General features: G+C 67.1%; 22 protein-coding genes. 5 read left to right on the top strand and 17 right to left on the bottom strand.

Going from position 1 to position 23,295, the window contains the following annotated elements; all coding sequences use genetic code 11:
* Window positions 1–16 precede the first annotated feature (16 nt).
* The 5 genes from OCEPR_RS10300 to OCEPR_RS10280 form a co-directional block, all read right to left on the bottom strand.
* Window positions 17–943 (bottom strand): proline dehydrogenase family protein, encoded by a 927-nt coding sequence (locus OCEPR_RS10300; RefSeq protein WP_013458664.1) that lies wholly within the window; start codon window positions 941–943, stop codon window positions 17–19.
* Complete coding sequence (locus OCEPR_RS10295) at window positions 934–1,590, bottom strand: GntR family transcriptional regulator (RefSeq protein WP_013458663.1); 657 nt, start codon at window positions 1,588–1,590, stop codon at window positions 934–936. The genes OCEPR_RS10300 and OCEPR_RS10295 overlap by 10 nt, the downstream gene beginning before the upstream one ends.
* 75 nt (window positions 1,591–1,665) lie before the next feature.
* Window positions 1,666–2,139, bottom strand: coding sequence for a cyclic pyranopterin monophosphate synthase MoaC (gene moaC, locus OCEPR_RS10290; RefSeq protein ID WP_013458662.1), 474 nt, complete (start codon window positions 2,137–2,139; stop codon window positions 1,666–1,668).
* A 10-nt stretch (window positions 2,140–2,149) separates the two neighbouring features.
* Window positions 2,150–2,920: an ABC transporter permease gene (locus tag OCEPR_RS10285; RefSeq protein WP_013458661.1), complete on the bottom strand. Its 771-nt coding sequence runs from the start codon at window positions 2,918–2,920 to the stop codon at window positions 2,150–2,152.
* Window positions 2,913–3,821, bottom strand: coding sequence for an ABC transporter ATP-binding protein (locus tag OCEPR_RS10280; protein WP_013458660.1), 909 nt, complete (start codon window positions 3,819–3,821; stop codon window positions 2,913–2,915). Before OCEPR_RS10280 ends, OCEPR_RS10285 begins: the two co-directional genes overlap by 8 nt.
* Before the next feature lie 62 nt (window positions 3,822–3,883).
* Between OCEPR_RS10280 and OCEPR_RS10275 the strand changes: the two genes are divergently transcribed.
* From OCEPR_RS10275 to topA, 4 genes are all read left to right on the top strand, one after another.
* Window positions 3,884–4,321 (top strand): hypothetical protein, encoded by a 438-nt coding sequence (locus tag OCEPR_RS10275; protein ID WP_013458659.1) that lies wholly within the window; start codon window positions 3,884–3,886, stop codon window positions 4,319–4,321.
* Complete coding sequence (locus tag OCEPR_RS10270) at window positions 4,318–4,965, top strand: DUF502 domain-containing protein (RefSeq protein ID WP_013458658.1); 648 nt, start codon at window positions 4,318–4,320, stop codon at window positions 4,963–4,965. Before OCEPR_RS10275 ends, OCEPR_RS10270 begins: the two co-directional genes overlap by 4 nt.
* A gap of 33 nt (window positions 4,966–4,998) precedes the next feature.
* Window positions 4,999–5,454: a c-type cytochrome gene (locus OCEPR_RS10265; protein WP_013458657.1), complete on the top strand. Its 456-nt coding sequence runs from the start codon at window positions 4,999–5,001 to the stop codon at window positions 5,452–5,454.
* Window positions 5,455–5,531: 77 nt separating this feature from the next.
* Entirely contained in the window at window positions 5,532–8,009 is a 2,478-nt protein-coding gene (gene topA, locus OCEPR_RS10260) for a type I DNA topoisomerase (protein ID WP_013458656.1), read from the top strand.
* Here the strand turns inward: topA and OCEPR_RS12585 are convergent, their stop codons facing one another.
* The 9 genes from OCEPR_RS12585 to OCEPR_RS10225 form a co-directional block, all read right to left on the bottom strand.
* Window positions 8,010–9,764 carry an ATP-dependent nuclease gene (locus OCEPR_RS12585; RefSeq protein WP_013458655.1) on the bottom strand — a complete coding sequence of 585 codons (1,755 nt, stop codon included), beginning with the start codon at window positions 9,762–9,764 and terminating at the stop codon, window positions 8,010–8,012.
* Window positions 9,758–9,988, bottom strand: coding sequence for a hypothetical protein (locus OCEPR_RS12580; RefSeq protein WP_013458654.1), 231 nt, complete (start codon window positions 9,986–9,988; stop codon window positions 9,758–9,760). The genes OCEPR_RS12585 and OCEPR_RS12580 overlap by 7 nt, the downstream gene beginning before the upstream one ends.
* Before the next feature lie 98 nt (window positions 9,989–10,086).
* On the bottom strand, window positions 10,087–11,322 hold the full coding sequence (locus OCEPR_RS10255; RefSeq protein WP_013458653.1) for a molybdopterin molybdotransferase MoeA: 1,236 nt from the start codon (window positions 11,320–11,322) through the stop codon (window positions 10,087–10,089).
* 61 nt (window positions 11,323–11,383) lie between these two features.
* Window positions 11,384–12,193 (bottom strand): enoyl-ACP reductase FabI, encoded by an 810-nt coding sequence (locus tag OCEPR_RS10250; RefSeq protein WP_013458652.1) that lies wholly within the window; start codon window positions 12,191–12,193, stop codon window positions 11,384–11,386.
* Window positions 12,194–12,208: 15 nt separating this feature from the next.
* On the bottom strand, window positions 12,209–14,323 hold the full coding sequence (gene fdhF, locus OCEPR_RS10245) for a formate dehydrogenase subunit alpha (RefSeq protein ID WP_013458651.1): 2,115 nt from the start codon (window positions 14,321–14,323) through the stop codon (window positions 12,209–12,211).
* A 94-nt stretch (window positions 14,324–14,417) separates the two neighbouring features.
* Window positions 14,418–15,071, bottom strand: coding sequence for a 2Fe-2S iron-sulfur cluster-binding protein (locus OCEPR_RS10240; RefSeq protein WP_013458650.1), 654 nt, complete (start codon window positions 15,069–15,071; stop codon window positions 14,418–14,420).
* Entirely contained in the window at window positions 15,068–16,606 is a 1,539-nt protein-coding gene (locus OCEPR_RS10235; protein WP_041554222.1) for an NADH-ubiquinone oxidoreductase-F iron-sulfur binding region domain-containing protein, read from the bottom strand. The genes OCEPR_RS10240 and OCEPR_RS10235 overlap by 4 nt, the downstream gene beginning before the upstream one ends.
* Before the next feature lie 940 nt (window positions 16,607–17,546).
* Complete coding sequence (locus OCEPR_RS10230) at window positions 17,547–19,460, bottom strand: DNA gyrase/topoisomerase IV subunit B (RefSeq protein ID WP_013458648.1); 1,914 nt, start codon at window positions 19,458–19,460, stop codon at window positions 17,547–17,549.
* Window positions 19,461–19,603: 143 nt separating this feature from the next.
* On the bottom strand, window positions 19,604–20,110 hold the full coding sequence (locus OCEPR_RS10225) for a hypothetical protein (RefSeq protein ID WP_013458647.1): 507 nt from the start codon (window positions 20,108–20,110) through the stop codon (window positions 19,604–19,606).
* Window positions 20,111–20,259: 149 nt separating this feature from the next.
* Between OCEPR_RS10225 and OCEPR_RS10220 the strand changes: the two genes are divergently transcribed.
* Window positions 20,260–21,150 (top strand): hypothetical protein, encoded by an 891-nt coding sequence (locus OCEPR_RS10220; RefSeq protein ID WP_013458646.1) that lies wholly within the window; start codon window positions 20,260–20,262, stop codon window positions 21,148–21,150.
* A 46-nt stretch (window positions 21,151–21,196) separates the two neighbouring features.
* On the opposite strand, the gene trpD is transcribed toward OCEPR_RS10220, so the two are convergent.
* Genes trpD through OCEPR_RS12575 form a run of 3 tightly spaced genes read right to left on the bottom strand, consistent with a single transcriptional unit; the run spans window position 21,197 to window position 23,273 of the window.
* Window positions 21,197–22,201 (bottom strand): anthranilate phosphoribosyltransferase, encoded by a 1,005-nt coding sequence (trpD, locus tag OCEPR_RS10215; RefSeq protein WP_013458645.1) that lies wholly within the window; start codon window positions 22,199–22,201, stop codon window positions 21,197–21,199.
* Complete coding sequence (locus OCEPR_RS10210) at window positions 22,198–22,875, bottom strand: anthranilate synthase component II (protein WP_013458644.1); 678 nt, start codon at window positions 22,873–22,875, stop codon at window positions 22,198–22,200. Before OCEPR_RS10210 ends, trpD begins: the two co-directional genes overlap by 4 nt.
* A complete protein-coding gene (locus tag OCEPR_RS12575) occupies window positions 22,872–23,273 on the bottom strand; it encodes a four helix bundle protein (protein WP_013458643.1) in 402 nt (133 codons plus the stop codon). Before OCEPR_RS12575 ends, OCEPR_RS10210 begins: the two co-directional genes overlap by 4 nt.
* Window positions 23,274–23,295: the final 22 nt, after the last annotated feature.

Below are 23,295 nucleotides of genomic sequence, written 5' to 3'. Positions count from 1 at the left end.
AGCCGCCTCCTTTTCCCTAGCCCTGCGCCATGCCGCGCAGGACGAAGAGCAAGTTCTCGGGCCGCTCGGCGAGCCGGCGCGAGAAGTAGGGGTACCAGTCCTCGCCGTAGGGCAGGTAGTCGCGCACGGTGTAGCCCTGCAGGGCGAGGCCCTGCTTCAGCTCACGGCGGATGCCGTAGAGGAACTGGAACTCATAGCGTTCGCGCGGGATCCCCTCGGCCTCGGCCCAGGCGCGCACCTCCTCCACCAGCGCCGCCTCGTGGGTGCCGGTGGCGGTGTGGCCGCCGGCGGCCAGGTTGGTGCGCACGAGCTCGAGGAACTGCTCGCGGATCTTCCCCCGGTCTTGCCAGGCCACCTCGGCGGGCTCCTTGTAGGCGCCCTTGACCACCCGCAGGTTGGGCTTGAGGTGCAGGATCGCCTGCAGGTCGGCGGGGCTGCGCTTCAGGTAGCTTTGCAGCACGATGCCGACGTTCTCGTAGCCCTCTTCCTCGCGCAGCGTGCGCCAGACCCAGAGGGTGGCGTCGGTGCGGGGGCTGTCTTCCATGTCCACCTGGACGACCCCGTCCACCTTGCGGGCGGCGTCGAGGATCCGGCGCAGGTGGTCCCGGGCGAGTTCGCGGTCCAGGTCGAGGCCCAGCTGGGTCAGCTTGACCGAGATCCAGCGGGGGTAGGGCAGTGTGCCCAGCGCTTGCACCAGCCGCACGATCTCGCCGGTGAAGGCCGCGGCCTCCTCCTCGCTCGTCACCATTTCGCCGAGCAGGTCCACCAGGGCGTGGATGCCCTGGTCTTCGAGCCGCTTCACGACGTCCAGGGCTTCTTCGAGGGTGTGGCCGGCCACGTAGCGGCGGGCGAAGCGCCAGCCGTGGGTGCGCACCAGGCGCTCGAGCCACTTCTGGTTCGCGACGCCCAGCACCAACGAACGGTAGAGGGGGTTTAGGTCCACGGGGCCTCCTGGATGCGCCGGGCCACGGTGGCCTTGAAAGCCTGCACGTGGGCCTCGGCGGCCGCGCGCGCGGCCGCGGCGTCGCCGGCGCGGATGGCGGCGACGATGGCGCGGTGCTGCGCACGGGTCTCGGGGGTCTGGTTGAGGTCGCGCGAGAACTGGCGGGTGAGGGCCAGCGCGGTGTCGAGGTCGTGGAAGACCTGCTCGAGCACGCGGTTGCCGCCCGCGGCCACCAGCATCGCGTGGAAGCGTTCGTCGGCGGCGATCTGGGCGGCGTAGTCGGCGGGGTCGGCCGCCTCGAGCGCGTCCAGCACGGCCTCGAGCCGGCGCACGCCCGCTTCGTCGCAGCGCTCCGCGGCGCGGGCCGCGGCCTCGCCCTCGATGAGCGCCCGCACCTCGTAGACCTCCTCGACCTCGCGGGGGCTGAGCACCCGCACCCGCGCCCCCTTGCCCGGCCGCAGCTCCACCAGGCCTTCCTGCGCGAGGCGCTGCAGCGCCTCGCGCACCGGGGTGCGGCTCACGCCCAGCGCCCCGGCGAGCGCGGGCTCGCTGAGCCGCGCCCCCGGCCGCAGCACGCCTTCGAGGATGCGGCGCTTCAGCCGTTCGTAGGCGGCTTCCCGGACCAGGTTGGGGCGTTCGATGCGCACGGGCGACCTCCTGAGATGTATACAGTATACACCCCAGGCCCGCAGGAGGCGGCCGCGGCCCCGGGGGTTCGGAGGTCAGCCGCGTTCCCAGGTGCCGGACTTACCGCCCGACTTGTAGAGCAGGCGCACGTGCTCGATCTCCAGGCCCTTGCTGGCCGCCTTGAGCATGTCGTAGACGGTCAGCGCCGCCACGCTGGCGGCGGTGAGCGCCTCCATTTCCACGCCGGTCTCGGCCTTGGTCTTGGCCTCGGCGAGGATGCGCACCTTTGCTGCGGCCTCGTCGAAGGCCACCTCGACGGCGACCTTGGAAAGGGGCAGGGGGTGGCAGAGCGGGATCAGGTCGCTCGTCTTCTTGGCGGCCATGATGCCCGCCAGCTGGGCCACCACGAGCGGGTCGCCCTTGCCGACCCCGCCTTCCTTCAGGGCCGCCGCGGCCTCGGGGGTCAGCTTCACCGCGGCCTCGGCGCGCGCGACGCGCACCGTGGCCCGCTTGTCGGAAACGTCGACCATCCGGGGTTTTCCGTCTTCGAAATGGGTCAGCTTGCCCACGGTTCCTCCCTCACACGTCCTTGCGTTCGAAGAGCAGCACCGCCAGCAGCCCGAAGCCGACGGTGTAGATGAAGAGCAGGCTGAGCCCCATGGCCCAGTCCGCGGGGTGCAGGTAGAGGTCGAGGTAGGTGGTCAGCAAGAGCGGCTTCAAGCCGGGGAAGGCGATGAGCAGCCGCATCAGCAGCACCGTGGCGATCGCCCCCAGCGCCGCGGCGGTGGTGGAGCTGAACCAGACCGCGAACATCAGGCTCAGCGCGGCGATGGGCAGCAGCGTGAGCGCGGCGAAGACGTAGGCCCGGAGCACCTCGGCGAAGGCCGCGCCCGCGCTCAAAAACCCCACCCCGGCGAAGCCGCCCTCGCCCAGGCCGGTGCCCCCGAAGAAGCCGCCCAGGCCGTGGGGCAGGCCCGCGAGGATCGAGGCGAGCAGGCTCGCCGCCAGCACCATGAAGGGGTAGGCGAGCGCGGCGATCAGCTTGGCGGCGATGAAGCGGGTGCGCGAGAGCGGCCTGAGCAGCAGGGGTTTGAGCGTGCCCATGCTGATCTCGGAGCCCAGCACCTCGGCCGCGGCCATGGCGATGAGGAAGGGGTAGAGGAACTCCATTCCCGCGAGCAGGGCCAGCGAGGGCACCTGCCAGCCCGAGACCAGGACCAGGCCGTAGACCTGCTTGAGCCCCGGCGCCAGCGTCCAGATGATGGGCAGCACGAAGGCGGCCGCCAGCCCCAGCCGCACCGAGCGCAGGTGCAGCATCTTGACGATCTCCCAGCCGACGAACCTAAACATGCTTGATCCGCTCCCGGTAGTACTCGTAGAGGTCGAAGTAGTCGGCCGTCACCTCGTAGACGCGGTGGCCGTCGTCCACCAGCGCCTTTACGATGGCGTCCACCGGCCCGCGCGCCACCAGCACCTCGCCCTTGCGCTCGACGCCGTCCACGAAGGGCAGGGTCTGCAGCACCGCCAGCGCCCGGTCGGGCTCGCTGACGCGCAGGCGGTGGCGCTCGGAGGCGCCTTCCATCACCACCTCGTCGATGAGGCGGCCGCCGCCGAGGATGCCCACGCGGTCGGTGTAGGCCGAGACCTCGCGCAGGTGGTGGGTGGAGAGCAGCACCGAGACGCCGCTGGCGGCCTGTTCCCGCAGGATCTCGTGCACCTTCTGGATCCCGTCGGGGTCGAGGCCGCTCGTGGGTTCGTCGAGGACGAGCACCTTGGGCCGGGCCAGGATGGCCGCGGCCAGCCCCAGGCGCTGCCGCTGGCCCAGGGAGTAGCCGGCCACCGGCTGGTCGGCCACGGCGACCAGCTCGAGCGCGAAGAGGACGTCGCGGATGCGCTCGGCGGCGCCCGCGAGCCCCGAGAGCCAGGCCAGCCGCTCCAGGTTGGCCCGCCCCGTCAGGTAGGGGTAGAAGGCCGCCGGCGCCTCGACGACCGCGCCCAGGTGGCGGCGGACGGCGAAGCCGCCCTCGTGAATGTTCTCGCCCAGCATCAGCACCCGTCCGCTCGTGGGGAAGGCGAGGCCGGTAACCATGCGGATCAGCGTCGTCTTCCCCGAGCCGTTGGGCCCCGCCAGGGCGTAGACCTCCCCGGGCGCCAGGGAAAAGCTCACCCCCTCGAGCACGGGCTTGCGCCCGTAGCGTTTGCTAACGTTTTCCACCACCAGGTGGGCGGCGGCTTCCCCGGTCTCGGACATGGCCCCAGTATACGGTCTGGTTCCCGGAGCTTTTCATCCGCGCCTGGGGTAACGTAAGCGTGATGCGAAGCCTCGTCTGGTTTTCCGCGCTGGTGCTGCTCGTGTCCGGCTGCGCCCCCGTGCTGCAGGGTGGGGAGCGGGCGCTGCCCCCCGCCGAAGCCGCCCCCGGGGTGCTGGTGATCGCTGGCGCCGGCGGCGTGCCGCTCCTCAGCGCCTACCTGCCGCTGGCCGCGCCGCCGGGCAGCGTGATCTACGAGCAGAGCTACACCGGCAAGCTCAGCTTCAGCCGCTTCAAGAACCCGCAGGACTTCGACGCGCTGCGCCGCTACCTGCTCGCGGCGCTCGAGGACGCGGGCTGGCGCGTGCTCGAGGCCGCCACCTGGGAGAAGCCCCCCAGCCTCTTCCAGACGACGCTGCGTGTGGAGAAGGACGGGGAACAGAAGGTCGTGGTGCTGCGCTACGAAAACGGCAGCTACAGCGTGGAGGTTCGCGAAGGGTGATCCGCAGGCTCGAACGTTACTTCCTCACCGGTGTCGTCGTGCTCCTGCCCCTGGTGGTGGTCCTCTACCTGGGGGTTTGGATCTGGAACACCTCGGACGTCTTCTTCCTGGCGCTGCTGCGCCTCTTTGGGGTCACGCCCCCCGACTGGCTGCATCCGATCCTGCCGGTGCTGGGGCTCTTGTCCACCGCCGCGGTCATCCTCTTTGTGGGGATGATCGCCGGGCACTGGGTGGGGCGGCAGCTGCTCACCGCCTTCGATCAGCTGGTGAACCTGGTTCCGCTGGTGCGGGACGTGTACAACGCGGTCAAACAGATCTCCACCAACTTCTTCACCCGCCCCGAGGTGCACTTCTCGCGCGCGGCCCTGGTGGAGTACCCGCGCCGCGGCAGCTACGCGCTGTGCTTCGTGGTGCAGAAGGTGGAGGAGCGCCTGAAGCCCCTGCCCCCGGGGCACACCGTCGTCGTCGTGCCCACCAGCCCGGTGCCCGCCTCGGGGTTCGTGATCATCGTGCCCGAGGACGAGCTGATCCCGCTCGACATCAAGGTCGAGGACGCCCTGCGTTTCGTGGTCTCGGCTGGCTTCCTGCTCCCGGGTCACCCGACGAACGACAACGGCACCGTCGCCGCGCGCCGGGGGGAGTAAAATCGTACCGGCTTTGCCGGAAGGAGGGAAACGATGAAGAAAGTTGCGATGCTCGTTGGGGTTCTGGCGCTGGGCGCACTCGGCCTGGCCGCCAGCGGGGAGCAGGTCTACGCGCAGTGCGCCGGCTGCCACCAGGCCACCGGCCAGGGGGTGCCCGGGGCGTTCCCGCCGCTCGCCAAGGAGCTGCCGCTGATCGTCGCCAAGGGCGACGCCGGCCGCCAGTTCCTGATACAGGTGGTGCTCTTCGGCCTCCAGGGCCCGATCGTCGCCCAGGGGAAGACCTACAACGGCGCCATGCCGCCCTACGGCCACCTCTCCGACGCCGACGTGGCGGCGGTGCTCAACTACACCCTGACCGCTTGGGGCAACGACAAGCTGCTGCCCAAGGGGTTCCAGCCGCTCACGGCCGAAGAGGTGAAGGCGCTGCGCAGTGGCAAGCTCAGCCCCCAGCAGGTCTTCGAGAACTGGAAGAAGCTGGGCCTGAAGTAGGTTTTCCGCTCGCCCCGACCCCGCGCCGCGGCGCGGGGTTTTCATCCTCTTAACCGGGTGTGTTTATACTGGGCCTCATGTCGGGAAAGACCCTGGTCGTGGTCGAGTCGCCCGCGAAGGCCAAGACCATCAAGAAAATTCTGGGCCCGAACTACGAGGTCAAGGCCAGCGTCGGCCACGTGGCCGACCTGCCGCAGCGCGATCTGGGCGTGGACCTCGAGCACGACTTCGAGCCCAAGTACGTGGTCAAGAAGGAAAAGCAAAAGGTCGTGAGCGACCTCAAGAAGGCCGCGGGGAAGGCCGAGCGGGTGTTGCTCGCCACCGACCCCGACCGCGAGGGCGAGGCGATCAGCTGGCACGTGGCCCGGCTTCTGGACCTCGACCCGCAAAAGCCCCTCAGGGTGCACTTTCACGAGATCACCCCGCGGGTGATCAAGGAAGCGGTCAAGAAGCCCACCCCCATCGACCAGAACCTGGTCGACGCCCAGCAGGCGCGGCGGGTGCTCGACCGGCTGGTGGGCTACAACCTCAGCCCGGTCCTCTCGGCGCAGTTCCGTCAGCGGGCGCTCTCGGCCGGCCGGGTGCAGTCGGTGGCGCTGCGGCTCGTTACCGAGCGCGAGGCCGAGATCGAGGCCTTCGTGCCGAAGGAGTACTGGACCCTCACCGGTACCTTCGACGCGGGGGCGCGCTTCGCCGCCGAGCTTTACGAGATCGACGGCAAACGCGTGCTCGACAAGAAGAAAGAGAACTTCCTGATCACTTCCGAGGCGCAGGCGCGGGCGGTGGAGGCCGAGGTCAGGGCGGTGCCCGCCTGGCAGGTGGCCGCGGTGGAGCGCAAGGAGAAGCGCCGTCACGCGCTGCCCCCCTTCACCACCTCGACGCTGCAGCAGGCGGCCTCGAGCCGCCTGGGCTGGGGCGCGGGCCGCACCATGCGCGTCGCTCAGCGGCTCTACGAGGGCGTCAACCTGGGCCCCGAGGGGCCGGTGGGCCTGATCACCTACATGCGCACCGACTCGGTGCGCATCGCCCCCGAGGCGATCGCCGAGGCGCGCGCCTTCATTCCCGAGCAGTACGGGCCCGACTACCTGCCCCCAAAGCCCAACTACTACCGGGGCAAGAAGCAGGGCGTTCAGGACGCCCACGAGGCGATCCGCCCCACCTCGGTGCAGCGCCGCCCCGAGCAGGTGAAGCCCTTCCTCTCGGACGAGGAGTTCAAGCTCTACGACCTGATCTGGCGCCGCTTCGTGGCCAGCCAGATGACGCCGGCGGTCTACGACCAGACGGCGATCACCGTTGAGGGTGGAAAGTTTACCTTCCGCGCCGCCGGTTCGATCCTCAAGTTCGACGGCTTCCTGCGGGTCTGGGGCCGCGACCAGCAAGAGGAACAACCCCTGCCCGAGGTGGACGCCGGCGCGCCGGCGCGGCTGGTCGAGCTCGCCAGCGAGCAGCACTTCACCCAGCCGCCGCCCCGCTACACCGACGCCAGCCTGGTCAAGAAGATGGAGGAGCTGGGCATCGGCCGCCCCTCGACCTACGCCCCCACGATCGACACCCTCGAGCGCCGGGCCTACGTGGAGCGCCAGGGGCGGGCGCTGAAGCCGACCGAGCTGGGCAAGCGCGTGATCGGCTTCCTGGTCGAGCACTTCCCGCGGGTGGTGGCCTACGAGTTCACCGCCCAGGTGGAGGACCGCCTCGACGAGGTCGAGGAGGGCAAGCAGGCCTGGCCCGCGGTGGTGCGCGAGTTCTACGAACCCTTCACCGAGGAGCTTTCGCGGGTGCCGCGCAAGACCTGCCCGGTCTGCGGGCGGCCGCTGGAGATCAAGGTGAGCCGCTACGGCCAGTTCCTCGGCTGCACCGGCTACCCCGAATGCACCTACACCGAGCCCCTGGAGGAGAAGAAGGAGGCCGAGCCGATCGGCGAGGACTGCCCCAAGTGCGGCGCGCCGCTGGTGCGCAAGTGGGGCCGCTACGGCTCCTTCATCGCCTGCAGCGCCTACCCGAAGTGCGACTACACCCGCGACGAGGCGCCCTCCACCGGCATCACCTGCCCCAAGTGCAAGGAGGGCGAGATCGTCCAGAAGACGAGCCGCCGCGGCAAGCCCTACTGGCGCTGCAACAAGCAGGGGTGTGACTTCCTGGTCTTCGACCCCCCCACCGAGCAGACCTGCCCCAAGTGCGGCTGGATCATGGTCAAGAAGGGCAAGCGCGAGGTCCTGAAGTGTTCCAACCCCGACTGCGAGGACTACGCCTACCCCAACTTCAAGAACCGTCCGCCGCGCGGCAAGGCGGGCGGCGGGCGCAAGAAGACCCGCAAAAAGGGCGCGGCGAAGAAGAAGGCCGGCCCCAAGGCCACCTGGGCCGACCTGGAACCCTTCACCGCCGGGCTCGAGGAGGCCGAACGGCGGCTGGTGGTCCAGGTCGAGGGCGAGGGGGTGCCGCTCGAGCAGGCCGCGGCCAACCTGGGCGTGACCGCCGAGGAGGCCGCCAAGCTGCACAAGCGGGCGATGTTCAAACTGCGGATGGCCTACGGCCGGGCGAAAATCAAACCGAGGTAGTCAACCTTCACACAAAGTATTAATAATAAGTTGTTTCAAGACAATGGGCAAATCTTCTGGGGTGCAATATTCGGCTAATGCTTGTGCTAAAGAAGGTTTAGTAAGCTTAGCCGCTCCACCAGCGTTAAGGGTGCGCAATAGCTTACTAAACTTCTGCCCTGATGAAGTCGCTTGGCTTCTTATTTCGGAAATGCTTTCTATCGTCCATGAACTAGGAACTGGCAGTTGACGCGACTCTAAATACTGTTTCCAACTATTATAAATCACTTCGTCAGAAAAGGCATCTTCAAATTCATTTGTACCTATAAAAAAAACATTTTCAGAAGGAATACTTAGTGCGTTAATCAAGTTTTCCAATTCCGCGCTCGCATCGTTGTCTGTTAGAATATAAATTATCTCAGGACGGACGATATCAGACAAAATTTCCGCAAAGCGTGGAATATCTGTGTTCCCCGGACGTCGCATCACGCGAATGAACCGCGACTGTATGCTCGTGCCACAAAGCTTATCAAATAAAATGTGTATGAATATTTCCTCAGTTTGCCCTTCGACGAGCAGGAACACGCGCGAGAACAAAATATCGACATTTGCTACACCGAGTACCGACATAAGTGACGCAGAAGCACTGGCAGATGTTAGCTTAGATACGATGGAATGGTTATCTTTCTTTTTCAATAAATATATTTGTTGTGGTTTTGTTGCGTTAATAATAAACGGTGAGTGAGTCGAAAGTAATACTTGCGCGCCTGACTCTGTAAATTGATATAAAATATTAAGTAGTTGCAATTGTGCTTTAGCGTGTAAGTGCGTGTCGGGCTCATCAAATATATATACACGCTCACGCTCTGATGCTATAGTAGCATTGGCCTCCAGGAGTGCGAGGGTCACGCGCCGCTTCGTTCCATCGCCCATCTTATCGATATCGATTTTCGATCCAGATGCATCTACGAATAATACACTTAACAATGGATTGATTCTTGGAAGAGATGGGAGCTTTGCATCCAATTCAATGTCGTTAACGTTTGGAAGATACATAGCAATCTTTTCAACTACACCAGTATCCAGAATTTTACTTTTTGCCTCAGCTATTAATTTATCTACATTATCCTGTATCAGGTCACTCAAGTTACCTTGTTCTGTGTCGATATACCATACGTCTGACAAGCGCTCTTGTAGCGCCATTTGAAAAATAAAATTAGTAATGTCGTGAAAACTGCGACCATCAAGATAGACGATATCTACTGGAGCGTTGCTAATTTCAATATCTTGTGGAGTAGACAAGTATTCAGCAATGAGTTCTTTAAGCTTATCGTGCAAAGTAGATAGGGACGCATTTCCCCCCGCTTTTCCGCCAAGTAGTTTAATATTCTCTCGTAAAAAAAATTTTTTCTCGGCATTGCCTAGCGAAATGTATTCATCCGAATCAAGATAAATAGCAATATTATTTACAAAATCGTTTGAGTATCGTATCACACGCTTAGTATCAACATTATCGTTACTGCCTCTTGAAAAATGCGCATCTAAAGTAAAATCGCTAAATTTCAATGAAATAAAAATATATTCTTTACTATCATCAGGCGTAACTGTAAAATCATTAACATCTACTTCCCTTTTCCCCGTAGCGGCTAATATTGCGTGAAAAATGGCGGATTTCCCACTATCGTTTTCTCCTACAATTACTGTGGATGCTGTTTCGAAAGTTAGCATAATGTCATGCAATGATCTAAAATTTTTTATTATAACGCGCGTTAACATTTTACCTTATTTGCATATTTATATTTAACATAACGATTAATATAGGAATTTAGTCCCTCGCCAGCCTCAGCAAGTGCTTTCATTTTTTCTATTGCATCGATACCGGCTGAAGCATAGGTGTATGTATAGCATGTGGAGTCTCTAAACTTAACTATAATATAATCCACTCCGATAGAGTAGGCTATAACTCCAGAGTCTCCCCCGAGATTCATGTAGCGCTTCATAATTCCCTCCTTCTACTTAAATATTAGCATATATAAAAAATATAATTTGTTCATTCCAACTTCATAGGCCAATCAGCTGGAGTAAAGAAGCATCCGAATCATGCAAGTTGTAAGGTGAAATTGAACGGAATGACCTCCACCACCTCGCCCGCCTCGACGTGGGTGTGCGGCGGGACGACGACGAGCGCGTTGCCAAACGCCATGCTGCGCAGCACCCCGGACGACTGGCTGTCCACGCTGGCCGCGCGGTGACCGCCGGGGGCCTCGGGGTCGTAGCGCAGCACCGCGCGGCGGAAGGCGGTCTTCTTGCCGGCGCCCTTGAAGAAGTCCTCGGCCACGGCCCGCACCCTGCGGTAGGGCGGGTCGGTGCGCCCCAACATCTTGAAGAGCATGGGGCGGCCGTAGAGGAAGAAGGTGACCATCGCGCTCACCGGGTTGCCGGGCAGGCCGAAGAGCGGCGTGCCGGCGAACTCGGCGAAGATGGGGGGGCCGCCGGGCCGCTGCAGGATCTTCCAGAAGTGGATGGTGCCCTCCCGCTCGAGCAGGTGGCGGACGATGTCGTAGTCGCCCATGCTGACGCCGCCGGTCGTGAGGACGAGGTCGAGCGACCCCACGGCGGCGAGCTGCTCCTTGACGGCCTCTACCCGGTCGCTGGCCTTGCCCAGCAGCACCGGTTCGCCGCCGGCCTCGCGCACCAGCGCGGCCACCGAGTAGGCGTTGGAGTTGTAGACCCCTCCGGGGGGCAGCGGCGTGCCGGGTTCGACGACCTCGTCGCCGGTCGAGAGCACGCCGACGCGCGGCCGGCGCACCACCGGCAGGGTGCGGTGGCCCATCCCCGCGGCCAGCCCCACGCGGCCCGGGGTGAGCCAGTCGCCGCGCTTCAGGTAGACCCGGCCCTTCTGCAGGTCCTGGGCCTTCGGGCGGATGTCCTTGGGCGTGGCCGGTTTGTAGAGCACGACGAACTCGCCGTCGCGCTCGGTGTCCTCGACGGCCACCACCGCGTCCGCCCCCTCGGGCAGGGGCGCGCCGGTGTAGACGCTCACGGCTTCGCCGGGGCCGAGCCGGCCGGGGAAGGGTCGCCCCGCGGGCGACTCGCCGATCCAGCGCAGCCGCACCGGGTTTTCGGGGCCGGCGCCGGCGGTGTCCTCGGCGCGGGCGGCGTAGCCGTCCACGGCGGTGTTGTCCACGTCGGGGTGGTCGGCCAGGGCTTCGAGGTCGCGCGCGAGCACGCGGCCGAGGGCCTCTTCGAGGGGCACGTCTTCGACGTCCGTGAGCGGACGGGTGTGTTCCAGTACCGCAGCAAGCGCTTCTTCGACGGTCAGGGAGGTGCGCATGGCTCTAGTCTACCGCCCAAGAAAAGCGCGGGCCCGCGGGCCCGCGCGGCGTCCGCAAAGGTCAGGTGTGGTTGCCGGGCACGTCCTTGTCCGCGAGGCCGATGCCCACGATGTGGTAACCGGCGTCTACGTAGAGCGTCTCGCCGGTGATGCCGCTGGCCAGCGGGCTGAGCAGGAAGACGCTCGCCTGGGCCACCTCCTCGTGGGTCACCGGCCGCTTCAGCGGCGCGACCGCGTTGACGTGGTCCCAAAGCAAGGTGAAGCCGGGGATGCCGCGGGCCGAGAGGGTGCGCAGCGCGCCGGCGGAGACGGCGTTGACGCGCCGGCCCCCCGGGCCCAGCTCGTAGGCGAGCATGCGCACGCTGGCCTCGAGCGCGCTCTTGGCGATGCCCATGACGTTGTACTTGGGCACCACCTTCTCGGCGGCGTAGTAGCTGAAGGTGACCATGCTGCCGCCGGCGTTCCAGTAGGGCTCGGCCTCGCGCGCGACCGCGACCAGGCTGTAGGCGGAGATCTCCATGGCCAGCAGCCAGTCTTCCTTGGTCGTCTCGATGTAGCGCCCCTCCATGGCCCGGCGCGGCGCGAAGGCGATGGAGTGGACGATGTAGTCGATGCCGCCCCAGCTCTCGCCCAGGTCGGCCATGACCTCTTTCAGGCGGGCCTCGTCGGTCACGTCGAGTTCGTAGAGGCGAATGTTGGGCATGTGCCGCGTGGCCTTTTCCACCAGGGGACGCACGCGGTCGCCTTGATAGGTGATGGCCAGCTCGCAGCCGGCCTCGTGGAGTTTTTGGGCGGTGGCGAAGGCGATGGAGCGTTCGTTGGCCACGCCCATGACCAGCGCCTTCTTGCCCGATAGGTCGATGGCTAACATACGCTCCGCATTCTACTACCCCGGCTCCGCGGCCTCCGGGGTACCCGCGGGCTCGAGCCGGACGGCCGCGAACTTGTACTCGGGGATCTTCGAGGTGGGGTCGTAGGCGTCGAGGGTGAGCCGGTTGGCGGGCTGCTCGGCGAAGTGGAAGGGGGCGAAGACGACGCCCTCGGGGGTGCGGTCGGTGACCCAGGCGGTCGCCTGGATGCGGCCGCGGCGGCTCACCACCCAGACGGGTTCGCCGTCTTCGACGCCGTAACGCTCGGCGTCGGCAGGGTGGACCTCCACCTTCATCTCCGGGTAGGCCCGTTCCAGGTCGCTGCGCCGGCTCAGGGTGCCGCCGTGCCAGTGGTAGAGGACGCGGCCGGTGGAGAGGACGAGCGGGTAGTCGCCGCCCGGCCGCTCGGCCGGCGGCCGCCAGGGAGCGGGCAGCAGCCGCGCCTTGCCGCTGGGCGTGTAGAAGCCGTCCGTGAAGAGCACGCTCACGCCCGGCGAGCGCTCGTGGGGGCAGGGCCAGCGCAGGGGCTCGCGCTCGAGCCGCTCGTAGCCGAGGCCGCCGAACATCTGCGGCAGCGCGAGCCGCACCTCCTCCCACACCGCCTCGGGGCCCGCGTAGTTCCAGGCCTCGCTCCAGCCGCGTTTGAACAACTGGGCGAGGCGCCGGCCCATCTGGGCGGTGATCCACCAGTCCGGCCGCGCCTCGCCGGGCGGCTCGAAGACGGGCCGGATGCGCTGCACCCTCCGGTCGGTATTGGTGAAGGTGCCGTGCTTCTCGGCGAACGAGGCCGCGGGCAGCACCACGTCGGCGTAGGGGAAGGTTTCGTTCTTCAGGATGTCCTGGACGATCAGCAGGTCAAGCTTCTCGAGCGCGGCGCGCACGTGGTCCTGGTAGGGCTCGGAGGTGATCGGGTCCTCGCCCATCAGGTAGACGGCCCGCACGCCTTCCGCATCCCCAATCGACTCGAAGGCCTCGGTCATGGTGCGGCCCGGGTTCTCCGGCTGGGGCACGTGCCACAGCGCCTTCCAGCGCTTGCGCACCTGCCGGTCGGCGACGGGCTGGTAGCCGGGGTAGACGTTCGGCAACGCCCCCATGTCGCCCGCGCCCTGGACGTTGTTCTGGCCGCGCAGCGGGTTGAGCCCGGATCCGGGCTTGCCCAGCTGCCCGGCGAGGAGGGCCAGGTTGATGAGGGCCTGGGCGTTGTCGGTGCCGTGAGCGTGCTGGGTGATGCCCATGGCCCAGTAGATGGCGGCGGCGCGCGCGCCGGCGTAGCGCTCGGCGGCCTCGCGGATGCGCCCGGCCGGAACCCCGGTGGTTTCCTCGGCAAACTCGAGGGTGTAGGCCTCTACGCTTGGCCACCATTCCTCGAACCCTTCGGTACGCCGTTCCACGAAGCCGCGGTCGAAGCGGCCCGAGGCCACCAGGTGGCGCGCCATCGCCCCGAAGAGGACCGCGTCGGTGCCGGGCCGGAGCCGCAGCCACAGGTCCGCGGCCTCGGCCAGGCCGATGCGCCGCGGGTCGGCGACGATCAGGAAGGCCCCTTCCCGGGCGGCCTTCTTGATCCGCGCGCCGATGACCGGGTGGGTCTCGGTGGTGTTGGACCCGGTAACGAGGATCACGTCCGAGAGGCCGATCTCCTCGAGGGTGTTGCTCATCGCCGCCGAGCCCAGCGAGCGCGAGAGCGCGGCGGTGGAGCTGGAGTGGCACAGCCGCGCGCAGTGGTCGACGTTGTGGGTGCCCACGGCGGCGCGGGCCAGCTTTTGCATCAGGTAGCTTTCCTCGTTGGTCGCCTTGGCGCTGGAGACGAAGTAGAGGGCGTCGGGGCCCGACTCGGCGGCGATGCGGGCGAGGCGGCCCGCAGCGAAGTCGAGGGCCTCGTCCCAGGAGACGGGCTCGAGCTCGGCCCCCTTGCGGCGGCGGATGAGCGGCGTCTTCAGGCGGTCGGGGTGGTGCAAGAAGCCCAGACCGAACCGCCCCTTGACGCAGAGCGCCCCGTAGTTTGGCGGGCCCTCCTGCGCCATCACCCGGTAGATTTGCTCGTCCTTGACGTAGAGGTCCACCCGGCAGCCGACGCCGCAGTAGGGGCAGACGGTGGGCACCACCCGGTCGGGCTGGAGGCGGAGGGGGGTCATGGGTGCCTCCCGGCAGGAAGTGGGGGGTGGGGTGTGGGGCGTGGGTCTTCCCACTTCCTACCTCCTACCTCCCACAACCTGAATGCGCGAAGTTTCATGGCGCCCCTCCTTCGGCAAGGGTGAGTTCCGATAACGGCACCAACGCCCCCGTCGGGCAGACCTGCACGCAGTTGCCGCAGAAGACGCAGGGGGTCGCGGGCAGCGGCAGGTCCAGCGGGGTGCCGGGAACCGCGGCGTGGCCGCGGCCGGTCGTGCTGTAGGCCCAGACGCCCTGGACGCCCTCTCCGCAGGCGTCGATGCATCGCCGGCAGGTGTAGCACTTGGCATAGTCGCGCACGAAGAAGGGGTTGTCCTGCACGGGTTCGCGTTCGCGCCGGCCGGCCAGGGGGGCGCCCCAGCGCTCGGGATGCGCCGCGTAGCGCTCGAGCAGGGCCTGGGTGCCCGCGTCGTGGCTCAGGTCGGTCTCGAGCGCCAGCAGCTCGAGCACCACCCGCCGCAACGCGGCGAGCGCCTCGGTCTCGGTGCGCACCACCAGGTTCGGTTGCACCTCGGTGGCGCAGGCGGGCACCGGCCGCCCCCAGCCCTCCACCTCGACGACGCAGAGCCGGCAAAGGCCGCGGGTGCCGGTGCGCTCGTGATGGCAGAGCGTGGGCACCTCCACCCCGGCGCGGCGCGCCGCGTCGAGCAGCGTCTCGCCCGGCTCGGCCTGGACCAGGTAACCGTCGACGACGAGCGGTACCTTGCTCACGACCTCACCCCCTCGAAGCGCCGGATCAGGCTGCGTACCGCCCAGGGGGCGGCCTGCCCCAGGCCGCAGAGGCTGCCCTGCTCGAGCGCCAGAAAGAGCTCCTCCAGCTGCGGGCCCCGTTCGCGCCGGGCCACGGCCGCGTGCAGGTGGGGCGTGCCCAGGCTGCAGGAGAAGCACTTGCCGCACGACTCGTGGGCGAAGAAGGCGGCGATGCCCTCGGCCACCGCCCAGAGGTCGCGGCCCCCACCGAAGGCCACCAGCGCCCCCGGCCCCACCGCGTCGCCCGAGAGCCGCGGGGCTTCGAAGTCGAGCGGCAGTTCGGCGGCGTCGGGCAGGCGCAAAAAGGTTCCCGCGGCCCCGCCCATCAGCACCGCCTGCAGGTCTTCCGGCGCGCCCCCGGCCGCCTCCAGAGCGCCGGCGAGCGGCGTGCCCAGCGGCAGCTCGTAGACCCCGGGCCGGGCCACGTCGCCCGAGATCGAGAACAGCTTGGGCCGCCGCGCGCGGTAGGCCTCCGCGCCGTGGGCGGCGATCCAGGCCAGGTGCGCCAGCGTCTCCACGTTGTTCACCAGCGTGGGCCGGCCGAACAGGCCCGCCTGGGCCGGGTAGGGCGGCTTGAGCCGGGGCTCGGCGCGGCGGCCCTCGATGCTTTCGAGCAGGGCGCTCTCCTCGCCGCAGATGTAGAGCCCGCCGCCGCGGAAGGTCTGCGTTTTCAGCCCTTCGAAATAGCCCGACGCCTCCAGCTCCGCCCGCGCCGCCTCCACGCGCGCGTGCGCCGCGGCGTACTCGCCGCGGACGTAGAAGACGATCTCGCCCGCGCCCACCGCCCGCGCCGCCAGCGCCGCCCCCGCCCAGACGAGGCGGGGGTTGTGCTCCATCAGCCAGCGGTCCTTGAAGTTCCCGGGCTCGGACTCGTCGCCGTTGACGACCACGTACTTCGCGTCTGCGGCCTCGGCGCGCACGGCCTCGAGCTTGCGCGCGGTGGGGAAGAGCGCGCCGCCCAGCCCCCGCAGGCCGGCCTCGCGCACCGCGCCGATGAGGGCGTCGGCGCCGGGAAACTCGGGGAGCGGGTCGGGCGGCTCGAAGAGGACTCCGCCTGCGCGGGCCAGCTCGGCGGGCAGGGCCTCCAGCTCGTGCGGGGGCAGCTTGCCCACGGCCAGCGCCCGCAGGTCGGCGACCTGCACCGGGGCGAAGACGCGCCAGCGGGCCCGCTCCTCGATCACCAGCGCCGGACCCACGGCCTCGAGCCCCTGGCTGTAGACCGTGCCGGCGCGCGCCTCGGCGCGCGGCGCGGCGTCCTCAAGTTCGGCCCAGAGCCGGGCGAAGTCGCGGCCGCGGACCACCGGGTCGTCCACCAGCAGGAAGCGCTTCTCGGGGGGTTCGGTGCGGTAACGGGGGTAGAAGCGCACCGCCTCCCAGGCCTGAGCCAGGGGCACGCGCGCCTCGCGCGCGGCGGCCTCGACGTCGGCGGGCTCGAGGTGGCCGCGGGCCGCGAGCGCCGCGTCGAGCAGGGGAAGCAGCAGAGGGGCTGAGTCCACGGAGCACCGTCCCTTCGGTCGTGCTTTGGGTCCATTGTATGCGAAGAAGTTGCCTCCGTACCGTTCGGGCGGACACATAGGCCCGCCCCACAGGTACGTCGGGGATACGGCGCAACGCCCGCTTCCTCAGGGGCAGGCCACGAACCGGCGTCGAACGCTGGACCCGGTCAGCGCCCACAACCCCTCCCCGGGCCCTCACCAGGGGGGAGGTTTATTTCGCGGCGAGTAATTCGTCATTCCAGCCAAGCGGGCCCTTGGCCTGCGCGAGCTGGAATCCAGAGCTTAAAGCATGGTGAACGCTGCGGTTTGTTTGACGGCCGACCTTAAAGCCTCCCCCTTGGGGGAGATGGCGGCGTAGCCGCCAGAGGGGGGTTGTTTGCTGGAATGCTGGATGTGGGGTGTGGGCCGGCCATGCACCAGCGACCAGCTTTTGGCCCAAGCATCACCAACAACCCCCACCCCAGGGGAGGGAGTATTATTTCGCGGCAACCAAACCGTGGAGCAATGACGCGCATGGGCCCGATGGGTCGGCTTCGCCGGGATGTGGGGTGTAGGGGGTAGGTGGTAGGAAAACCCAACATCGTGTTCTGATGCGTCGCGCCCAAGCCCGTTCGTGTGCTTCTGAAAAACAAGCCCCACCTCCCACATCCCACCCCCTACATCCTGCCTTTCCTGTATCCCCGGACGACCGAGCCTGATGGCCGAGGGAGATCCGGGAGCCTGCCCTGAACTTGATTCAGGGCAGGCTCCCGCGAAAGCAGGGGTCCATGCTGCGCGATAAGCCGACGTTTCGTTGTCGTTGAAGGACCACCAGAGGCCACGGGCTACCCGCTACAGGCGATGCAGTTACCAAGAACTGCGCACCACGAACTAAGTACTGATTGGGCGGGCCCACGGGCCCGCCCCTACGACGTACTGCGAACCACGCACCACGTACCAATTACACATCCAGCTCGGCGAACTTGGCGTTCTCCTCGATGAACTCGCGCCGCGGCTGCACGTCGGCGCCCATCAGGTCCTCGAAGATCTCGCTGGCGTAGAGGGCGTCCTCGATGGTCACCTGCTTGAGGACCCGGGTCTCGGGGTTCATCGTGGTCTCCCACAGCTGCTCGGGGTTCATCTCACCCAGACCCTTGAAGCGCTGGATCTCGTACTTCTTGTCGCCCACCTTCTTGAGCGCGGCCTTCAGGGCCTCGTCGTCGAAGATGTACTCGCTCCTGCGCCCCACCTTGAGCTTGTAGAGCGGCGGCTGGGCGATGTAGAGGTAGCCGCGGTCGATGATCGGGCGCATGAAGCGGTAGAAGAAGGTGAGCAGCAGCGTGCGGATGTGCGAGCCGTCCACGTCGGCGTCGGTCATGAGGATGATCTTGTGGTAGCGCACGCTGTCGACATCGAAGTGGGCCTCGTCGCCGGTTCCCTGGATGCCGGCGCCGATGGCGGCGATCATCGCCCGCACCTCGTTGTTCTTGAGCGCCTTTTGCAGGTTGGCCTTCTCGACGTTCAGGATCTTGCCTCGGAGCGGCAGGATGGCCTGGAAACGGCGGTCGCGCCCCTGCTTCGCCGAGCCGCCCGCCGAGTCGCCCTCGACGATGAAGAGCTCGGCCTCGTCGGGCTCCTCGGTCTGGCAGTCGGCCAGCTTGCCCGGCAGGTCGTCGGACTCGAGCGGGTTCTGCCGGCGCACCAGCTCGCGCGCCTTGCGGGCGGCTTCGCGGGCCTGGGCGGCGCGCTGGGCCTTGTCGTAGATCGTCTTGGCGATGCGCGGGTTGGACTCGAGGAAGTCCATCAGCTTCTCGTAGACCACGCTGCTCACCGCGCGCTCGGCCTCGGGGTTGAGGAGCTTGCCCTTGGTCTGCCCCTCGAACTGCGGCTGCGGGATCTTGACCGAGATGACCGCGAACAGCCCCTCGAGCAGGTCGTCGCCCGAAGGCTTGGGCTGGCCGTTCTTCTGCAGCCCCGCCTTCTTGGCGTACTGGTTCATGGCTCGGGTGTAGGCGCCGCGGAAGCCCGAGAGGTGCACCCCGCCGTCGCGGGTGGGAATCATGTTGGCGTAGCTCAGCAGCTGGGTGGTGTAGCCCTTGGTATGGATGAAGCCGACGTCCACCTCCACGTCGTCCACCTGGCCGCTGAGGCGGCCGGGCTTGTCGTAGAGCAAGTCCTCGCCCTCGGCCAGGGCCTTGGCGAAGCTCGCCACCCCGCCCTTGTCGTGGAAGACCTCCTGCTTGCCGCTGCGCTCGTCGGCCAGCTCGATGCGCAGGCCGCCGGCCAGGTAGCTGACCTCGCGCACGCGCCGGCGCACCCGGCGGTAGTCGAACTCGAGCCCCTCCTCGAAGATCGTGGCGTCGGGCATGAAGTGCACCCGGGTGCCGGTCTTGCCTTTGGGGGCCTTGCCCACGACCTCGAGCGGCTTCTTGACCTCGCCGCGGGCGAACTCGATGCGGTAGTGCTTGCCGCCGCGCCACACCTCGACGACCATCCAGTCGGTGAGCGCGTTGACCACGCTGGCGCCCACGCCGTGGAGGCCGCCCGAGACCTTGTAGGCGCCCTCTTCGAACTTGCCCCCGGCATGCAGCTCGGTGTAGATCACCTCGACCGCGGGCTTGCCCTCGCCGGCCATCACGTCCACGGGAATGCCGCGGCCGTTGTCCTCCACGCTGGCGGAGCCGTCCTTGTGGAGGGTGACCTTGATGGTGTCGGCGTAACCCGCCAGGGCCTCGTCGACGGAGTTGTCCAGAATTTCGGTGAGGAGCTGGTGGTAACCGTCCGTGCCGGTGCCGGCGATGTACATCGCCGGGCGCTTGCGCACGCCCTCCAGCCCCTTGAGCACCTTGATGCTCGAGGCGTCGTACTTGCTCATTGTCCTCCCTTTGTGCTTGTCAACGTCGTGCCTACCTCACTCGTTTCATTATACCACCCGGGCGCGATTCCGTCGACATGAGGACGCAGTGAGCCACGCAATTCTTTAGCAATGCAAAGCCCGTTTGTCGGGAACCCGTCCACTCAGAAGGCGAAGCCGAAGGCCACCGCCGCGCCCAGCCCTTCGGGCCAGCCCGCGCTCAGGCTGACGTCGCCCACCACGTTGGGGAAGACCCGGTACTGCAGGCTCGCCACGCCCTCGACCAGCGGCCGGAATTGGCGGAGCTCCGTTCCGTGGACGTCGCGCAACCGGCAGAGCTGGGCCCCGCCGCCGGCGCCGTAGCGGATGCGGTAGGTCGTTTCGTTCACCAGGGTCCAGCCCAGGTAGTCGAGGGCCGCGGTGTAGCACAGGCCCGCGGCCGGGATGGGGCTCGACACCGAAACCGCGCTCATCGCGAAACGGCCGCGGTAGGCCCAGAGGTCCAGGAAGCCGCCCGCGCGGGCGGCGGGATCGAGGCCGAAGTCGAGCGCGCCCGCCCCCTGCATGGCGAAGACGCCCTGCACCCGGTCCATGGGGATGGGCGTGTGGAAGACGTGGGTCTGGGCCAGGGCGGGCAGGCCGAGGAGCAGTACGAAGACCAGGGGTCGCATGGGTCCAGTCTATTCCAGGACCGCGGAAGGGCGGGCCCCATGGGGTTCGCTTCCGGGGAGTGATAAAATTGGAGTGAACAGCGAACATCCTGCGCATCCGTGCTTCCGTCGCGCGCCGATCCGGATCGAACAGCGGAGGAGGTGAAGCGATGAAGAAGCGGTGGATCTTCGTTGGCGCGGTCCTGACGGTGCTGTTGGCGGCTTGCGGAACCCAGGCTCCGAGCGGTGGAGGGGGGACCTCCTCCATCGATCCGCGCGAGGTGGCCGGGACCTTGAGCACCGCCAACGAACAGCTCTACGACGTATCGGCGCCCTTGGGGCGCGTGGGCATCCCCGTACCCCTGTTGCTGCTGCCCTTCTCCTCGGGGACGGCGCCGCTGGACGTGGCGAGCTGGGACTGCGGCTCCGTAACGGTGACGGGCACCCTCACCGACACCGACGGTGACGGCATCCCGGTGAACGCCACCTACGACGGCCGCTGCAGCTGGAGCTACAGCGGCACCGAGGGGTCGTTCAGCGGCTACTGGGAGTACCGGAACCTCAAGGTTCAGGACCCCGACGACGCCGACCCCGCGGCGGGCATCAAGGTGAACGGCGTCGTCGAGTGGGGCTACAGCGGCGGGGGGCAGTCCCTGACCTGGACCTGGACCCTCACCCAGCACGACTTCGTCAAGCAGAGCGGCGGTTACGGCTTCACCTACGTGGGCAACTGGAGGATCGTCGTCAACGACACCGATAATTACGCCTTCGATTACAACCTCAGCGGTACCTGGGCGCCCGACACCGCGACCGACCCCTGGGGCAACGGCACCCTGAACGCCTCCGGCGACTTCAGCGGCAGCGGTCCCGCCTGCACGGGCTGGAGCCTGCAGGCGACGCTGAGCGGCGTGCACTTCAACGGCGGAATGATCGACGGCGGCAGCGCCACCTACACGGGCACCGACTGCGACGGGACCAGCGTCACGTTCGACGTGACGTGGACGCCCACACAGGTCTGCATCACGGCGGGCGGCAACACGATCTGCGTCCCGAACGGCTGACCTTTGGCGCCGCCGGACCTCCGCGCCGCCCGGGGAACCGGGCGGCCTATTCGTGGGCGCGCGTGGCCTCCACCAGCCGCTCGAGCACCCGGGCGGCCTCCCCCTCGTCGAGGATCCGCCCCGCGGCCTCGAGCCCCTCTTCCAGGCTGTCCGCCCGGCCCGCAGCCACCAGGCCGGCCGCGGCGTTGAGCGCCACCACGTCCCGCTTTGGGCCCCGTTCCTCGCCCGCGAGGATGCGGCGGGTGAGCGCGGCGTTCTCCTCCGGCGCGCCCCCGGCCAGGGCCGCGAGCGGGGCCTCCTCCAGCCCGTAGTCGGCGGCGCGGAAGGTGAAGCGCCGCAGGCGGCCGTTCCTCAGCTCCACCACCTCGTTTTCCCCCAGTGTCAGCTCGTCGGTGCCGCGCGAGTGGACCACCCAGGCCCCCAGGGCGCCAAGCTCGCTTAGGGCGTAGGCCATGGGCTCGAGCAGCTCCGGACTGTAGACGCCGAGCAGGAAGTACTGCGCCCGCGCCGGGTTGGTGAGCGGCCCCAGGACGTTGAAGACGGTCCGGGTCTTCAGTTCGGCCCGCACCGGGGCGACGTGGCGCATGGCCGGGTGGTGGGTGCGGGCGAAGAGGAAGCCGATGCCCACCTCTTCGATCACCCGGGCCACCCGCTCCGGCTCCAGCTCGATGTTGACCCCGAGGGCCTCGAGCAGGTCGGCCGAGCCGCTACGCGAACTCGCCGCCCGGTTGCCGTGCTTGGCGACCTTGAGGCCGGCCGCCGCCAGCACGAAGGCGACGGTGGTCGAGATGTTGAAGGTGCCGGCGCCGTCGCCGCCGGTCCCCACCACGTCCATCAGCTCGCCGGCCACCCGCACCGGCCGAGCCGCTTCGCGCATGGCGTGGGCGAAGCCGGCGATCTCGTCGGGCGTCTCCCCGCGCACCTTGAGCGCCGCCAGCAGCGCCGCCGTCTGCACCGGGCTCAGCTCGCCGGCCATCATCCGCTCCATCAGCGCCCGGGCCTCGTCCTGGGTCATCGGCTTGCCGTCCAGCACCTTGTGCAACGTGTTCATCGCTCCTCCTCCCGTGGGTGGGTCTTCCAGTAGAGCCCGACCTCGCCGAGCCAGTTGACCAGAAGCTGCAGCCCCAGCTCGGTAAGGATGCTCTCGGGGTGGAACTGCACGCCGACCGTGGGAAAGCGCACGTGCCGCACCGCCTGCACGGTCTGCTGCCCCTCTTCGGGCGTCCAGGCCAGCACCTCCAGCTTGCCCGGCAGCTCGTCGATCACGAGCGAGTGGTAGCGGGTGGCGGTGAGGGGGTTGGGCAGGCCCATGAAGATGCCCTGACCCGAGTGTTCGATGGGGCTGGTCTTGCCGTGCATGATGCGCGGAGCCGGCACCACCTTGGCGCCGAAGGCGGCGCCGATGGCCTGGTGGCCCAGGCAGACGCCGAGGATGGGCAACCTGGGGGCGTACTCCTTGACGAGCGGGATCGAGAGGCCGGCCTCTTCGGGCGTGCCCGGCCCCGGCGAGATGACCACGGCGTCGGGAGCCAGCCTGTCCACGTCCTCGAGCCGGAACTTGTCGTTGCGCCAGACGGTCAGCCGCGCCCCCAGCTGGCCCAGGTAGTCGGCAAGGTTGTAGGTGAAGGAGTCGTAGTTGTCGACGAGGAGGATGTGGGGGGTGGGGAGTGGGGGGTGGGAGGTAGGAGGTGGGAGGTGGGAGGTGGGTTTATTCGATTGGCTCATTTTTGTTCCTCCTGATGGCGGATGTAGGCGTTCAGTCTCTTTGCCAATCTGGCAAGGTCGGCGCGCAAACCAGCAGTCTCCTCGGGGTTTGCGAAACCTAACCTCACTGCGATTTGCAACAGGGTATCGAGCTCGTAAAGCGAGCCGAGGGCGATCCGGCCGTAGCGCGACTTTTCTTTTCGAGTTCCCCTACCCGCTCCCTCGGCAAGGTTGGCGGGAATGGAAACGACTGCACGCCGGGTTTGCGAGGTCAGGCCGTATTTTTCGGCTTCAGGCCAGGTTTGGGTCAAGGCGTAGGCCAGCTCCACGGCGTCCATGGCTTCGGACCAGATTTCCAGATTCCCCACGCTCAGGCCGGCCGTGTGTTCATCTCCGCGGTTGTTAGACGGTGTTCCCATAACCCACCTCCTACCTCCCACA

It is taken from the genome of Oceanithermus profundus DSM 14977 (genome assembly GCF_000183745.1).
Classification (GTDB): domain Bacteria; phylum Deinococcota; class Deinococci; order Deinococcales; family Marinithermaceae; genus Oceanithermus; species Oceanithermus profundus.
Note: the sequence above shows the minus strand (reverse complement) of the source record. Positions and strands in the feature narration are given on the sequence as shown.